This window comes from Paenibacillus sp. CFBP 13594 (assembly GCF_014842675.1).
In the GTDB taxonomy this organism is placed as follows: domain Bacteria; phylum Bacillota; class Bacilli; order Paenibacillales; family Paenibacillaceae; genus Paenibacillus; species Paenibacillus amylolyticus_B.
This window is the reverse complement of sequence record NZ_JACYVQ010000004.1, coordinates 249,966-266,226: the sequence shown is the minus strand read 5'-3', so window position 1 is coordinate 266,226 and position 16,261 is coordinate 249,966. Positions and strand designations below refer to the sequence as shown.

The following is a 16,261-nucleotide window of genomic DNA, read 5'->3' as shown; positions in this document are numbered from 1 at the left end:
TATTAACCCATTTTTATTATATCACCTTCTCTAAAAGCTAAAAAATATGAATGGTTCATCCATGCTATAAATGCGTCGAATCTTTGTACCATTCAAATGGAACGTTGAAAAAAATTATCAATAAAAACTAGTCAATAGATGCTACCATAGGCCTGCCAAGCAGGAGATCCTAAATGATTAAGCATAATCCTTCACCCTTGCTTGGCGGGATAATTTCAGTTGTCATTCAAAAAATATGAAATTAGGGACCTATGGTTAGTTAATTTGAATGAAATATTGCGTTACTTATATGAGTTTCTATGGATGGTGGGTATAAGATCCGCAAGAACCTTATTCATTACTTCCGAAAATCATTCGAAATAATTTTAACGTAACCTATAATCTCAGTTTATCTTTTGGGTAATGTACTCAGCAAAATCTTTGACTTTTACAAATGAATCCCTGGCCAACATGTTGTCATCAAATATTATGTCAAACTCTTCTTCCATATCAATAATTAATTTTATGAAAAATACTGAATTAACTCCGAGACTTACCAAATCCGCCTCAAGGGAAATTGATTGTTCGGGGATTTTGGGCAGATTTCTTGTAATTATTCCAAGAGTTCTTTGTTCTAACGTTGATAGTTGTGGCTGGTTATTTATAACTTTACTTTTCTCTGGTAAAGAATAATCATAGTTCCGGTCTATCTTCCCGCTTGAAGTATAAACAAAATCATCAATTCTAATAATATCAAGTGGAATCATATATTCCGGTAAATAGCCTGCTAAATACTCGACAAGAGTATCTTTGGCTATTTCCTTTGTGCTAGTATAATAACAAACCAGAGCGTTATGATCATGTACCATTACTAATGCATGGGTAACGTCAGTGTATTTCATCAACATCTTTTCAATTTCCTCAAGCTCTATTCTATAGCCACGTATTTTAACCTGATTATCAGCCCTTCCAACGAACACAATATTACCATCATCTGTCCGTTTTCCTAGGTCTCCGCTTTTATACATCCTGCCATGTTGATGTATCAAATCCGGCAAAAAACTTTTACTGCTCAAATTTTCATCGTTAATATAGCCACGAGCAACACAAGCACCAGAAATATAAATTTCTCCAACCTCATTCACAGCACATTCAGTTAAATCTTCATTTAATATGTTTATCATTGTATTATCAATTGGCTTTCCAATTGGAATTTCAGATAGTTTTGAAAAAATATCATGACTTAAGCTAAAGCAGGTTACTATAATTGTAGTTTCTGTAGGACCATACACATGATGTAAATTAGTATTTGTATTTCTACCAAACAAACTATAAAACTTTTCTACTAGTGTATGGTGCAAATATTCTCCACCAAAATATACATTTTTCAAAGATTTAAGCTTATCCATGGAATCCTTATGTTCTGCAACATCTAAAAATAATTTAAACGCCGATGTTACAAAGTTTATTGAAGTAACGTTATGTTCAAATATTTTGTTTATTAAGATGTCCGGGTATTTCTCTTCGTCTTGTTTCAATATACATAATGAAGCGCCTGCAAAAAACCATGCGAATAATTCAAATATTGAAAAGTCAAAAGTATAAGAATGTTTTAGAATCAGAACATCATCGTCACTTAATGAATGTTCTTCTTTCCTCCAACTCAAAAAATTGACCACGGATTTATGTTCAACCATCACACCTTTAGGCTCACCCGTTGATCCGGAGGTAAATATGATATAAGCGAGATTCTCGGAAGAAAATTTGATCTCCAAGCTTGAACTCTCAAAAATGTCATACTTTACTTCTTCTATATTGATAAACGGCACAGTACTTGGAGCCGACAATTCTGTGTCAGTTAATAGAATTTTTGCATTGCTTTTTAATAAGAGGTAGTTGAGCCGTTCAACCGGTTCATTCACGCTCAAGGGTAAATAAACGGCACCCGCCTTCAAAACGGCTAAAATACAAATAACCATTTCAAATGAACGTTTTAGTTGCAATGTAACTATATCACCAACCATGACATTTCTCTGGATTAAATATCTTGCCAGCTGGTTAGCTTTTTTATTAAGCTCAGAATATGTCATTGTGCCGCCATCATAAATTAAAGCAATCTTATCTGGTGTTTTTTGTGCTTGGATTTCAAACACTTTGTTTATTGTCAAATCTTTCACATTCATTTTAGAGAACCTCCACTTGTTAGATTTCTAGAAATCTTGGTCCTTCTAACATTTCATCGCTATTGTCACACGAAAAAATCCGTTCATAGAATCCTTTTTTAAATTTCTGTTTCTCACCGAGTTGATTCTCTCCAAATTCTCTCATAAAGTCTTGATCCACTACTCCTAATTTTTCCATGATTTCATCTTCATATCCATCGTTATATACTAATTTTAAATAGAACATTGTGTAATATATTTGTTTTTCTAGATTGTTCTTTTTGGCAAACGAAACACACGATTCAAGTGATACATTATCCATACATTGAATGATATATTCTCTTATGTCACAAAGTTTTATTAAACTCATATCTTTTCCAAAAAATATAGTTAATGTGTACGTAGCTTCGCCATAAAAATGGGTGCAAAGATGAGTAAGAACATGGGATGGATTGACATGTCCTGTTCTTATGTAGTTGTCAATTATTTCATTAATTGGGTCATGGTTCAATGTATCATCTAATGCAAATCTAAAGTCAAATAAATAAAATGGGGTAAACCGATTATCATTTAATTTTAGATAAGGTGGTAAGTTACTCATTGATCTCTTCCACATAATTTCCTCTGCTCGAGAAATTGGAGTTATTGTATTATCTATTTCATTGTATATGCCGTTGCTCTTGATAAAACCAAGGGATTCCATTGCATCTTCTAGTTTCGCTATATCTGAATACTTAACAAGAAAGTCAGCATCTCCACTATATCTAATACCATAATCTTTATACATATTTGGTATTAAGTAAGATCCCTTTACGGGAATACAAGTAAGATCATGTTTTTTAAATTCATCTAAAGCTTCCTTTATTTTCAATTGATAATTTTTATTTCTTTCAGATATTGAGATACTTGCGCTGGTTATTACTTCTCTTAAATATTTTGGGATGGATACATCAGGACAATATGTCTTGATATTTTTCCAGCATAATGTCATGGTTTTGTGGTACAATGTTAATTTGTAAAACTCAAACCAATTAATTCTGTTTTCACTAAGCAAGGTAGTTAATTGTTCTTTTTGATTTTCAGAAAAAGTAAGTCTGCTAGTCAATATAAGCAACTCTTGTTCAGGGGTCCATTCAAGTTTCGTTTGCATATTATTTTTCCCTCCACTTATAGTCTTGTTTATTTCATTAAACCTTTTCTAAGAATTCTATTTTGTTCCCATCAAAATCACTATAAAATAAAACTTTACTTCTCCCAAACTTATTACTATCTACATTAAAAACATCAGAAACTGGACTAATACCTTTGTTTCGTAAAACAGATATTTTCTCATCTAAAGAAGGCACTAATATTGTTATAGATCCCCTAGACTTTATTACATCATCTGTTTTTTTATCCACAAATTCAATCAACTCGATCATTGCACTTCTAACTCCAATTCTCAATAATACAACTCTGCATTTTGAGTACATCCCAGCAGAAATAAATCGCACTAAATCTCCATTCACTTCAAATTCATCCACTAATTCAAAACCCAAAGCATCAACGTAGAATTTTAGTGAATCATTTATAGAGCTCACAAAAAAATCAGCATGCAAAAGCATGTATTCACCTTGCTTTCAATAATATTGTATCTACGCAAATGTATAGTTACTGAAAAGAACGAATTCAAAAAAGCAACCTTTAATTGTATTTCGATAATAGTTAAGCCTTCATAAAATGTGTAGTTACTCATGAAACTCATGGGTTATAAGGTCTCTAGGCGCTTCTATCAATTAACTTCAAAATTACAACGGTTTCTGCTGAAAGTATGTATCGTTTTTCTCACATTTAGCACTAGTTTAACAAGTGTCAAATGAGTGATACAGCTTCTAACTAATCTCAACAGAAAAATTCATCGTGCCTTCGTTGATAAACAAAATAAAACCGTCGCACGTTTCAGTGATATCTACACCAGACTCGCTATCAAATTTCTGTTCTAATTCAGAATTGAGAATGATAATACGTACATCAGCAGGTTTATCGATATGAAGTTTATTTCCAGCTTTCATACTGAAAATCTTATTTTGTCTACCTTTTATTGAAATAACACGTCCAGATTGAAGTGGTTTTATATAAACCGAGTCAATTAAGTTATAACCAAAAGCATATAAGTATTCGACACCTCCCTTCTCATAAATATAAGGAGCGAATCCTTTTCGTGCTCCTTGGAGTGGTGCATTTAATATCATTTCGGTTTCCCATTCTCCAGAAGGAGTCACAGGCAAAGTGTCCGTGCCAAATGGCCCAGTATATGCAAAAAACAACACTCCTTCTTCACTTTCAAATTCTTTAATTGTTAAAGAAAATCCACTGGGCGTCAGCACCGTATCGGCTGGATGCGCATCACATACGATATATTTTTTACCAACACGACTCTTCCATTTTCCCGTAAGCGAAGGAAAAGACGTGCACTTTTGTGCCATCGGATTCTTTCCCCAAAATGGTACTGTATTTATCAAATAAGAATTTTTTTCATGGTTTTCAAAAGTAAATACAAATGATTTCGTATTGGAAACAAATCGTTGTCCATCATAAAATAACCCAGTGACCCAATCTTCCCAGACATCTTGTTTCCTGAATTGAATTTTAAGACTATCGTTATCAAAAATGGCGCGGAAACTATGAGTATTATTGTAATATACACCTGAAAATCTTTCTGTATATTCAACAGGTATAGGCTTTTTTTCAATATCGAACTCTTTTTCTTTTTTCTTTTTCCGTGTGTTGATGTTATATTCATCTAATAACAAGCTGCAAAGTTCGCTTAATATATCATAGACAACGATTCTATTGTCGTTTGTCACTGAAATCGCGGCTGCAAGTTTATACTTTGGGCTAACAAGGAGAAAAGTACGGAACATATTTGTAGCACCGCTTTTCACAAGCACATTTTCACCGAAATCGTAGGGTTCAAGTGAAAAGTTTACCGAATCCCAACCCAATCCGAAGTTTTCTGCTATCCCGGTGATTACAGATTTCCCTTGTGAAAGAGTTGTTTCATGTAGGCTTTCAGGTTTGAAAACTTCTTTCGGATCGATAAATAAATATCCTATCTTTGCACAATCAATAATATTTGTTATTATTCCACCTGATCCTGTACACATAATGTATTCTTCTTTTTTCTCTTTTTCCTTAACTCGCACACGATTTTCCGGAATATTTCCTCCTGAAAAAGTTGAAAGTGCACCTACAGGTTTTGCTATATGGTCTTGTACAAATTGTATGAAACTTATGCCTGATACTTCCGCTACAACCATTTCCGCCAATATGTAGCCGTCGTTGCAGTAAACGGAGTTATTCCCCGGAGTATCTTTTAGTTTTGATTTGGAAAAATAATCGTAGAACTCTTCATATATATCTTCAGTAAGCCATTTTGTACTGAATGAATATTTTAAATTTGCCCCAGGCAATCCTGAGCTGTGATTAAGGCAAGTTCGCAGTGTAATTTGCTTGTATCTTTTGTCCTGCATCCTAAAACGGGGTAAATACTCCGTTACTGACACATCGAGGTTCACTTTCCCCATTTCAACGAGCTTCATAACCGCGATGGCGCAGTAGATTTTCGATATAGAACCTACATTATATAAATCGTGTACTGTCGCAGGGTTATCTGGATTTCCGTCCTGCGTCCCATATGCTAAAGCAGCTATGAGTTCACCATCTTTAATAAATGCGGCACTTATTGCCGTTGCATTTTTATTTACTTTAGCATCCAATAATTCTTTCATTTTCCCCGCTAAATCCACTCTAGTCCCAACTAAACTCATGTTTACCTCCATGCTTTTATATAAATATATCACCAGTTAAGTTTACTTTTAGGTTGCGTTAAGCCATAAAAAATCAGATGCAAAACACCAGAAAATCTAACCAAGTGATTCAAAAACATGTTAAATACTTCAAATAGTAATATATTCAGCTTTTAATATAGATTTAAAAAGGAACTTTTTCTAAGCGTTGCTTTTTCATTGCTTTTGAGCCAATATTTTGTTAATAATAGAAACGGCAATATCCACTCTTCCAATCACTACTTCAGTATTTAAAATGATACCACCCGGATTGTACTCAAGCATTTTTGTCACATCTATAATTTCTGCAGGGTTAGGAATCACGTTTTTTGCTAATGATTGCAGAATTCCAGTAGCGAAATACAATTTTTTGTTTAGATTTCTTGTACTCTTAGCAATTTGTTCTTGAAACTGGTAAAGATTATTATAATCAGCGTAAAGCCTAAGATCTCCTCTTCCTATCATGATGTTTGAATGGCATGCAATGTCGTCAATGTTTAAAACAGAATTTTGAGTCTCAATTTTACTTATGATTTCGAAATCAGGTGTCTTGTTACCCAGAAACTCGAGCACATCGGTAGAATTCATCACAAATGACAAAGCTATGCTATCAGGATTAACTACCTCAGTAATTTCTCTGTATGTATTCAGTAATTGGCTTTTCATTAATTTTCCAATGGAGATAGATTTTCCAGTATAAATTATGCATGAATTTTTAGCTCTCACAACAATATGATCTGTATGTACTTCTTCTACCACCCAAACACCTTCACCATCAGAGTAATATATGGTTTCTCCAATGCTTAATTCTAAAACACGAGAATCATCGACGAAAATAGTATTTGACGAATTTATTGATATTTTAAACAAGTGTTCTGGCTTTACAGTATAGACACCAGCCTCGTTATTTAGATACAGACGTGGTTTCTTATATGGAAATGGGAAGTCTAGCATAATTCTAATGGAATGTTTTTGCTTTAATTTAGCTATTTCGATAGCTCGTTCATGTAGTTCATTTAAATCGTCGTATTTTGCTAAATTAAAGCGCAAACTATTTATACCCTGACGTAATAGCTCTTCAATTTGTGCATCCAAAGCATTACCAACATGTATCCGCCCAATTGTGGCTATTATATCCATACAATCACTCCTTAAAGTGCAAAATTAAGTATTTTTCTATACAGTTTCATGTAGCTTTCTTCGGACAATGGCTCTGTGTTATCAACGACAATAACATTTTCAAAAGTTGCACATGCTTCTAAATACATTTTTCTGGCCTTAATAAGGTTCTCTAAGCCATCATTGTTCTCCATCGGCTTAGATTTTTGTAACAAACGTTTGTAGGCTACTTCGGGATCAATGTCTAATAAAATTACAAGATCTGGAGTTTTAAGCGTTCTAATAAATGCATCAATAAAAAACTGGTTTACACCCAAAACAGATGAAAAGACCTTAGAACATAACCAGAATCTTTCCGTAAGAACAGTTCCGCCATTTTCCAAATCACATTGAATTTTTTCATAAACACTTCTTAAGTCCAGTAAATAGGCTAAAGAAATCAACTCGTCGTTGAAATACTTATACAATGCATCATTTGTCACTTTGCGTAAAGAATCAATGTTCTCGCTAGGAGCAAATCCATGATAATAAATAACATTGCTCAATTCTTTCTGCATGAAAGCATTTAGGCCTCTAGCAAAGGTCGTTTTCCCTGCACCTCCCATACCACAAATGCTAATATGTTTCCCCATAAAATTTCCTCCATTTCTATTTTGTATACCTCTCGAAAACGCAGAGAAATACCAAAGCTTTAGAAACATAGCATCAAATCCGCTCTTGTTTCATGAATGTGTTTTTTCAAATTGTTTTCCATGTCTCCGCTTGAAATTACATCAATATTACTATAAAAAATGTAAAAAAGAGAATTACCACATTGGTGTTTTACTTAATAAGTGATACCAAATAAGGAATGAGCCTTGTTAAAGATGACGAAAAGCATAACACAACCAAAGGGGACTAAGAAGTCCCCTTTGGTTCCCTATATCAGCCTATCTCTAATCTAAAGCTTCCTTAAACAAAGTCTTTATATATCTGGGATGCCTTAGCTCCTTTACTCCCTTGATATTTGCCATCGTATAACACAATCTCACCTTTTGGCACCCAAAAGGTGACCTGTCCTATCAACATATTAGGAAATACTTTTACAGATTGAACTGCATGTAACTGTAATGTCCATTGATTGATGGATCCGATATCAATCAAGTCCGCTGTAATATGAACAAACAGTCCCAATCTAGCTATTGAAGACTTAGCGCGTATTATGGGCACATATTTATTACTCCCCATAATTTCATTTGTAAAACCTAAGTAAATGCGGTTCGATTGTAAGACCAATCCCTCTTTAGGTATTTCGATATCTTCTGTTTCCTGTTTCACCTTCGGATCCAGTATATCGTTCTTATATACCTTTAAACTGCTTCCTAACGAAAAATCATAACTGTTGGGATTAATCTGTCGCTTATTAAATGGAGTAATATGTATATTCTCGTTTATCACTTCTTTTTCAATTTCACATCCAGTTAATATCATGCCTCTAATCTCCCTTCAGGAGTGTTAAAATGAGTATAACTCCCTTGATATAAACTTATATCACCCTGGGGTTCCCAAAAGCTTACTTGTCCAATAATCATCGATGGATAAATTTTGATTGGTTGTACACATTTCAACTCCAGAGTCCATTTATGTGATTCTCCTAAGTTCCCCAAATCTGCTGAACATTGTAAGAACAAACCCAATCTTCCTAAAGAAGATCGTCCTATGAGCGATGTCACATAATGGCTACTGCCAATAATTTCATTGGTAGTTGCTAGATACAAGCGGTTAGGCATAAGCACTATCCCATCTTCTTTTATATGTTTGATTTCAGAAGTTATGGTTTCCCCCTCTTCGTTCACCGTTACTTCGCGATAAAAATCACCGAGTCGATAATTATAACTATTGGGGTTCAAGTGTTTTTCGTTGAATGGGATAATATCTATTTTATTTTTTTTTATCATTTTCCTAATTTCGTTGCCTGTCAATATCATGCTTGCCCTCCCTTCCAGCGATGGTAATTTAAACGCTAAATCACTATCGCTTTGTTTTAAATATCAAATCAAATATAATAATTCCAGCCTGAGGCTTTTATTTCGTAATTTTGACTATCTCTATTGCAGAAAACAGCCCCTGTATTATTGCCTTTTTGTATTCTTCCTATTATGTATAATCCCGCCTCTTCAAGTTTAATTAGATCGTTTTTTTCAATATTCTTATCAAGCGTTCCAATTAACTGAAAATCTGCTCCAGCATTAAAAACTAGATCGAGAATCCCCATTGTTTCATGCTCAGTAATTTTCCAACTCAGTGGATGAATCTGTAATTTATCGAAATCCAATGTAATCTGCATATCGTTTATTTTCGCAATCTCATGTAAAGATTGATAAACACCATCGGTATTGTCCATACAAGTTATTGAATATTTCGGTTTCATTTCAGACAACATTCGTGACAACTCACAACTGAGTAGGGGGTATTTGAATACCGATTTTAAGATTTCCTCCTCAGTTTCGTTAAACGTAAACCCTTCTCCTTTGGTTTTTGTAAAATACTTAAATGAAGTCGGAGTTATTCCAATATGCTTTGTAGCAAAAACATAATCGTTATCTTGACTTCCAGAACGATAGATCAAATTAGGGATTTTGCCTTTTCCGATCGAAGTTGCTGCCAAATTCATTTCTACACTATCACTCAAGTCTCCACCCAAAATTAAACAATTATTATCTTCGCAGGCTTTCTTTGCACCCTCCATGATTTGAGTAAATTGACTTACTTTCATATCTTTGTTAAAAGCTAAGTTTAGCAGAATTCCATAAGGTTGCGATCCGCTGGCATAAATGTCACTGATGTTTAACGATGCTAAATAATATCCCAATTCATAATCATTAATTAGTCCCAACTCATAGCTTAAAAGATCAGCCGGTACACGATCAGTTGACATTGTAACGCAGTCACTTTCTCCGATAGGAATCACAGCGCAATCATCTCCGGCTAACGAATTCGCCTTCATAGGGTTTATCATAGGAATTATGATCTCTTCAATTAACCGCTTTTCTCCATACTCTTTCAACATCAATTCGCTCATACAAAATTCCCTTCCTTAATAAAGTTCGCATCCAAATAACGAAAAGCCTGAAACACCAACGCAATTTCGAGTGTCCATGATATCGTTTGCATAAATTGAAATAAATTATGTAGTACAGAAAAATTTCAGCAAATGTTTATTTGGGAGGGACGTGATGTAATAATATTGCTTTCCTTAAACTGATCTACGGCGAGCAACTCTTCCTTTTGGATAACTTACGGTTGTTCACTCGTTAGCTATGTTTTGCGTATATAAAATATATTCTGTGTTCAGCGTAAAAAAGGGATACTCTCTTACCATGTTTTCGGAATTTCGGTTTTCCTTTTATACCATGTTCCACATTCGATGCAGATGCTAGCTTCTGAAACAAAGTTTACGAATCTTTACGATTCTGGGTTTTGTTCTAACTATTCGCTCCACAGCTTCGCAAAAATTAGCTCGGTAACCCTTGCACGGAAACTTTTATTATTGAATATCGCATGAATGATTATACCTATTTTAACAGATAAAAACAACTTTGTAAATTATTTAAAAATTTACATTTAAAAAACCAAATACATATTACCAGTATACATTTCCATTGGCACTAATCATGAAATTAGTAATCAATGATGCATAAATATCGAAAAGACTTTTAAACGAAATGAAGTATCTCAAATAATGAATAAACTATCATAATTATTAAATTTTCAAATATTATTGATGATCTCAAAAATCTTACTTTTATTGTTTTCTTCTATTTCAACAACATTAATATTATTTTCCTGAGTTATAATAATTAAATTTTCATATTCTATCCAACTTGCATTTTCCACTTTTTTCAATACTGAACTAAAGGATTCAGTATATATAAAAAATAGTCTTTTTGATATTCTAAGCAATTCCTGAATGAAATCTTTTAAGATTTTCTCGCTAAATATTCTGAAATAATCACTAACTATAATCGCATCAAAGTATTTATCTAAAAATGGCGTATTAACACCAAGTAGATACACTATATTTTTATCCGGAAAACGCACCCCTAAATAATTAAAAGTATTCTTATTTTGAACAAATATGTCAGTTGCAGTATTCAATTGATTAATAAATGCGAAGTTATCAATTCCAATTGTAGCAACCCTCGAAGAATTGCTTATTATTTGATTTATACACTCAAATAATTTTGTTTTATAACGCGGAATTATATGCTGTAAAACTAAATTATTATATTTACTCAGAGCCTGACTATAATAAGGGCCAGGGTAATATAAATACAACTCTGTATCAAAAGAATACTGTTTACGATGTAACATTAATTCATTCCTTGCATTACTAAGCGTTTTTTCATTTGAACTCTCTGATGAACTAAGATGAGGAATATGCAAACAAGTAGATGCCTGATCTGCAATAAATAAAGCCCCCTCTTTGAATAGTCGGTAACACATATCTGTATCTTCTGCTCCCCAACCTAGAAAAGCATCATCGAATCCGCCTATTTTCTTTAATAGATAATTAGAAGTAGTTAATGCTGCAGTCCAACCGATTGACCAAGGAGCAGATAAATTGCTTAATTCATTATTAGTCATTTCAAAAAGTCCAGCTCTTCGATCTATCCATTCAGGGATGCCTGACAGTTCTTCTGTAATTTTTTTGAAATTTGTAGGTGAAACACAGTCTATAACTGAAACATCGTCTTTCTCAGGCTCAACATACATACCTAGTACAGAATGATAAACGACCAGTTTTTCACCTCTTTCTTTAGTTATAGAGTAAATATTTCCAACAAAATCGTTTGGAATTAATACTCCACAATCTAAAAATGTAATCCACAACCCCTGACTAGCTTCTATCCCTGCGTTTCTAGCTCTTGCTCTACCAGAAAGATCATCTCTCTCCCGAAAAATATATTTAATATGTGAAACCTTTTTTTTATACTTTTCAAAAACATCTTTCGTGTTATCAGATGAACCATCATCCACAATAATTACTTCAAAACTTACGTCTACAATTATAATTTGTTCAGTTATATATTTTAACGATTTCTCTAATAAACTTGATCTATTGTAAGTAGGTATAATTATAGATAAAAACAACTTTTTTCCTCCTAGTCGAATATTCACCATATATCCTAAAACGAATGGCTTCATTTGCTAATGATGTACTCGTTGATGAGGTTTCTCAGTCATGTATAAACCCTCAACTCTATGTCTTTACAAGCAAATCACTGATGTATTTAAAACGGGATGCCATTTATAACTATAACTCGTTGTTATATGACGAAATGAAACTTTATAGAATAAAAAAAGAGAGCTCCTCAAGTGTATATCAGGTTTATCAGACAGATAAGGTTACCTTCTCCGAAGAAAAAGTTATCCTCAGCATAAGAGGAAGAAAACTCGTTTAGATATCCCTCTCAGCAATAAAAACTATTATTTTCATGTATAAACCAAATAACATCAATTTCAGACGCTCTCTTGAAAAGTCCCATATATTCCCCCTTCTTATTTAATAGGTTTTGGAGTGAGTTTACTTAATTCATCTTTATCCAATCAATGTATACACCTTTACTAAATTTGATACATAGATTAGTAGACTTTCTATCTTCGATTAAGCAACTTATATCCAAATTAACACTATACCATTCTCCAATTTTTGCAACTTCCTTCCTATCTAATAACGCTCCTAGAACTCCTCCTTCTCTAACTTCTATTACTAGATCTTTAAGATATGAGTTTACGTACAATTCCAAAGAGGTATCCTCTTCTAAAATCACATCATTAAATAATAACCAAGATTGTTCACTTTCAGTATAGACTACTTGCTCTCCGCTACTAGACTTGGATAACAATACATTGAAAGCGTAGTCATAGTTTTCAGCTTTTGTTTTAGTTTTCAAAGATCTGGACGGTTTATCGTTGCCCATGATCTTTATATCTTGCTCTAAACGAATATCCTCTGAAGAAGATCCTATCGAAAATGTGTACACTGCTTCTTCAACGCTATATCTCTGTTCTCTAACATTCCAATACGCAAGTTTAGAAATCGGGATGGAGAATTCGATCTTCCTATTTTCACTTGGATTAAGATTAACTTTCTCAAATGCCATTAACTCTTTCAATGGTCTTTTCAACTTGTTAGAATTGCAACGTACATATACCTGAACTACTTCATCACTTACTTTAAGACCAGTATTGGTAATATCGAAACAGACGACCACATTTACATCATCAGTATTTTTTACTGTTAGATCGGAATACGTAAATTTAGTGTACGTTAATCCATGCCCAAATGGATATAATACTTGGTTCTTGTAATAGAGGTATGTTCGTCCTCCATTTATTATATCGTAATCGAATATATCAGTTAGACCTTCAAGATTACGATACCAAGTCATCGATAGCCTACCAGCAGGACTATAATCTCCAAAGAGCACCTCTGCTAGTGCATTTCCAAGTTCTTGGCTACCATGCGAAGCATATAAAATTGACGGCACTAAGTTATCAACTTCAGTAATAGTAAATGGGTAGCTCCCAACTATACAAACAACAACATTTTTATTAATATTATACATATTTTTTATTAGGTTTAGTTGAGATTCTGGAAGTTCTAATCCAGGGCGATCTTCATCTTCCTTGCCATTTATCAGAGGATTATTACCAACAAACACAATTACAGTATCTGATTGATTGGCTACTTTCATCGCTTCATTTTCGCCATTTACAATTACCTCTAATTCAAAAACTTCATTCAAATCATTACTTTCCTCATGTGATTCTTTAAATTTAACCTTATCGTCTATAACGGATAGAGATTTGTTATTCCAGGTTTTTATGCTGACACCATTTTGTAAATCAATAGTACTAAATACTTCTCTGACAAACCATCCAAATGCCTCTTCTGCAGTAGCCGATATTTCTTTTTGGAAGGTAACATATTTATCATTCAGCATAGATTTAATTGTCTTCTTATTCCATCCCCAGTCACAATATTCGAAAATTTCATTATCGGTAATTTGTTCACCACTTGCCGTTATCTCACCTGTGGTTTGGTTTACGGACAAGTACTTTCCAGTTTTCTTTGATTTTATTGCTATATAATCATTTCCATTATGAAAATTCACATCGATTGCTGAGCCAGTTCTATTAATTATTCCTTGCAATGGGGTTACTTTATAAGAAAAATCACCGCTATACCAATCTCTATATAAAACATTGGACAATGGTCCTACCACTGCTACACTTTTAAGCAGATTTGTATTGAGCGGAAGGGAGTTATTGGTGTTTTTTAGCAAAACAATGGACTCTCTAGCTGCTTCTAATGATAATAAATTGTTTTCTTCACAACAAAGATATTCTTCTGGAATACTGGAATATGGATTTAAGTGATCTGGATCAAATTCACCTAACTGAATTCTTCCTCTAAATACATTTTTTATCGCTCTATTAAGATCTGATTCCTCAAGTAAGTTTAGTTGTAATGCTTCTTTAATTGAAGTTACTACTAATTCAGCTTCATCATTAATACTATCTACTCCACTTTTAATAACTAGTGATACAGCTTCTGCATATGAAGAACAATATTTATGTGAATCAACTAGCATTTTCATATCACCTGCATCACTCACAATATACCCTTCTAGTCCCCAAGATTGCTTTATAATATCCTTCATTTCCGGATCTATTATACAAGGCAATCCATTTACACTGTTATAGGCAGGCATTATTGAAAAAGCTCCATAATTCTTTATGATTTCCTTGAAAGGCTTGATATAATATTCGTATTTATTTCTATTATCAATATTCGATGAGGATACTAATCTATTCTTTTCATTATTATTCCCCATATAGTGCTTTAAAGTAGATAAAGCTCTTTTATAAAATTGATGATTTCCCTGCATACCTTCTACAAACGAACGGGCAAGCATTGAAGTAAGTAAAGGATCCTCACCATATCCTTCTTCTGTTCTACCCCAACGAGGATCCCTTAGTAGATCTACCGTTGGCGCCCACAAAGTAAGCCCTCTCTTTTTATTTAATTTTTGATAATAAACCCTGGCTTCTTTCCCAATAGTCTCTCCTATTCTGTTCATCAACTTAGTGTTCCATGTAGAAGATAAACCAATCGGTTGCGGGAAACTAGTTGCCTTACCAAGCCATGCTAAACCATGAGCAGCTTCTCCACCTATAACATATTCGTTAATGCCTAGTCTCTCAATCCCTCGCTGGTTTGTTGGCATCAGATATATTTTTTCTTCAAGTGTTAATCTCTTAATTAGGTCGTCTAATCTTTCTTCGATGTTTTTAAAATGGTTATTAAATATACTCATCTTGTTTTCTCCTTCTCTCAGTGACCTGAACTTTCATATCTCTGAATGGCTATCCCAAAAAATCTAAGCATACAATAGACACTATATGCGATTATCAGAGGATACATTGATAAAAATATTAACGATCCTTCTTTTTGTAATAATATTACGGTAGGAACATAGCTTATAAAGGCATACGGAACTACTACTATAAGAGCTTGCAATGGAAGGCTATATATACTCATAGGGTATTTAGAAAATTCTGAAAGACTATGGTTCGCTATCATCAAAGGATTTCCATTTTTAGTCCAAAAAGAAATAGTCGCAACACAATAATTTATTGATACACGAATGATAACTCCAAGAATTATGAATACTATAACCAGCAATATATTCAAAGCACTCAACAGATCTAAATGAATCATAGAATAACTCAAAAGTACTAATCCTATTAAGCTATTACCAATTCCTTGAGATCCAAATCCAAGAGTTGCTATTTGAATCATAGGAGAGACTGGCCTCAGTAGAATTCTATCAAACTCACCAGAGTTGACAACTGATGTGAGAGACCATAATCCATCAAAGAAAATTGACACCAATCCCTCAATTACATAAACAATGGAATATATCAGAAGAATCTCTTGAAGATTCCACCCATCAATACTAGGAATTCTATTGAAGATGGTTAATATAAAAATAACACCTAAGAATTGAGTTAAACTTCCACTTAAAATTAATAAAATGAAATCGGCACGAAATCTGACTAAAACCCTAAGATTAGCATAGAGCAAAATAAAGTAAATTTTTAGATTCCTTATCATTGACCTTT

The 16,261-nt window shown here is 33.4% G+C and carries 12 protein-coding genes; all 12 read right to left on the bottom strand.

The window, feature by feature from the left end; all coding sequences use genetic code 11:
• Nucleotides 1–383 precede the first annotated feature (383 nt).
• Nucleotides 384–2,162 carry an amino acid adenylation domain-containing protein gene (locus tag IFU39_RS14885; RefSeq protein ID WP_192133364.1) on the bottom strand — a complete coding sequence of 593 codons (1,779 nt, stop codon included), beginning with the start codon at nucleotides 2,160–2,162 and terminating at the stop codon, nucleotides 384–386.
• Between the two features lie 19 nt (nucleotides 2,163–2,181).
• Nucleotides 2,182–3,291, bottom strand: coding sequence for a nucleotidyltransferase family protein (locus tag IFU39_RS14880; protein ID WP_192133361.1), 1,110 nt, complete (start codon nucleotides 3,289–3,291; stop codon nucleotides 2,182–2,184).
• 37 nt (nucleotides 3,292–3,328) lie between these two features.
• On the bottom strand, nucleotides 3,329–3,745 hold the full coding sequence (locus IFU39_RS14875) for a VOC family protein (protein WP_192133359.1): 417 nt from the start codon (nucleotides 3,743–3,745) through the stop codon (nucleotides 3,329–3,331).
• Nucleotides 3,746–4,012: 267 nt separating this feature from the next.
• Nucleotides 4,013–5,950, bottom strand: a complete 1,938-nt coding sequence (locus IFU39_RS14870) for a serine hydrolase domain-containing protein (protein WP_192133358.1) — start codon at nucleotides 5,948–5,950, stop codon at nucleotides 4,013–4,015.
• A gap of 195 nt (nucleotides 5,951–6,145) precedes the next feature.
• Nucleotides 6,146–7,108, bottom strand: a complete 963-nt coding sequence (locus IFU39_RS14865) for a pyruvate kinase (RefSeq protein ID WP_192133356.1) — start codon at nucleotides 7,106–7,108, stop codon at nucleotides 6,146–6,148.
• 11 nt (nucleotides 7,109–7,119) lie between these two features.
• Entirely contained in the window at nucleotides 7,120–7,719 is a 600-nt protein-coding gene (locus IFU39_RS14860; RefSeq protein ID WP_192133354.1) for a deoxynucleoside kinase, read from the bottom strand.
• A 319-nt stretch (nucleotides 7,720–8,038) separates the two neighbouring features.
• Nucleotides 8,039–8,557 (bottom strand): dCTP deaminase, encoded by a 519-nt coding sequence (locus IFU39_RS14855; protein ID WP_076216326.1) that lies wholly within the window; start codon nucleotides 8,555–8,557, stop codon nucleotides 8,039–8,041.
• Nucleotides 8,554–9,054, bottom strand: a complete 501-nt coding sequence (locus tag IFU39_RS14850) for a dCTP deaminase (RefSeq protein ID WP_192133352.1) — start codon at nucleotides 9,052–9,054, stop codon at nucleotides 8,554–8,556. Before IFU39_RS14850 ends, IFU39_RS14855 begins: the two co-directional genes overlap by 4 nt.
• A gap of 68 nt (nucleotides 9,055–9,122) precedes the next feature.
• Nucleotides 9,123–10,148 carry a thiamine-phosphate kinase gene (locus IFU39_RS14845; protein ID WP_192133350.1) on the bottom strand — a complete coding sequence of 342 codons (1,026 nt, stop codon included), beginning with the start codon at nucleotides 10,146–10,148 and terminating at the stop codon, nucleotides 9,123–9,125.
• Between the two features lie 689 nt (nucleotides 10,149–10,837).
• Nucleotides 10,838–12,220 (bottom strand): glycosyltransferase family 2 protein, encoded by a 1,383-nt coding sequence (locus tag IFU39_RS14840; protein WP_192133348.1) that lies wholly within the window; start codon nucleotides 12,218–12,220, stop codon nucleotides 10,838–10,840.
• A 437-nt stretch (nucleotides 12,221–12,657) separates the two neighbouring features.
• Nucleotides 12,658–15,453: a glycoside hydrolase family 3 C-terminal domain-containing protein gene (locus IFU39_RS14835; protein ID WP_192133346.1), complete on the bottom strand. Its 2,796-nt coding sequence runs from the start codon at nucleotides 15,451–15,453 to the stop codon at nucleotides 12,658–12,660.
• A 17-nt stretch (nucleotides 15,454–15,470) separates the two neighbouring features.
• The gene (locus tag IFU39_RS14830) at nucleotides 15,471–16,253 is read right to left on the bottom strand and encodes an ABC transporter permease (protein ID WP_192133344.1); all 783 of its coding nucleotides are present in this window, start codon (nucleotides 16,251–16,253) and stop codon (nucleotides 15,471–15,473) included.
• Nucleotides 16,254–16,261 lie beyond the last annotated feature (8 nt).

What these genes read in the sequence shown, in the direction of transcription:
- IFU39_RS14885 (WP_192133364.1), bottom strand. Translation starts at nt 2,162, where the DNA reads ATGAATGTGAAAGATTTGACAATAAACAAAGTGTTTGAAATCCAAGCA.
- IFU39_RS14880 (WP_192133361.1), bottom strand. Translation starts at nt 3,291, where the DNA reads ATGCAAACGAAACTTGAATGGACCCCTGAACAAGAGTTGCTTATATTG.
- IFU39_RS14875 (WP_192133359.1), bottom strand. Translation starts at nt 3,745, where the DNA reads ATGCTTTTGCATGCTGATTTTTTTGTGAGCTCTATAAATGATTCACTA.
- IFU39_RS14870 (WP_192133358.1), bottom strand. Translation starts at nt 5,950, where the DNA reads ATGAGTTTAGTTGGGACTAGAGTGGATTTAGCGGGGAAAATGAAAGAA.
- IFU39_RS14865 (WP_192133356.1), bottom strand. Translation starts at nt 7,108, where the DNA reads ATGGATATAATAGCCACAATTGGGCGGATACATGTTGGTAATGCTTTG.
- IFU39_RS14860 (WP_192133354.1), bottom strand. Translation starts at nt 7,719, where the DNA reads ATGGGGAAACATATTAGCATTTGTGGTATGGGAGGTGCAGGGAAAACG.
- IFU39_RS14855 (WP_076216326.1), bottom strand. Translation starts at nt 8,557, where the DNA reads ATGATATTAACTGGATGTGAAATTGAAAAAGAAGTGATAAACGAGAAT.
- IFU39_RS14850 (WP_192133352.1), bottom strand. Translation starts at nt 9,054, where the DNA reads ATGATATTGACAGGCAACGAAATTAGGAAAATGATAAAAAAAAATAAA.
- IFU39_RS14845 (WP_192133350.1), bottom strand. Translation starts at nt 10,148, where the DNA reads ATGAGCGAATTGATGTTGAAAGAGTATGGAGAAAAGCGGTTAATTGAA.
- IFU39_RS14835 (WP_192133346.1), bottom strand. Translation starts at nt 15,453, where the DNA reads ATGAGTATATTTAATAACCATTTTAAAAACATCGAAGAAAGATTAGAC.
- IFU39_RS14830 (WP_192133344.1), bottom strand. Translation starts at nt 16,253, where the DNA reads ATGATAAGGAATCTAAAAATTTACTTTATTTTGCTCTATGCTAATCTT.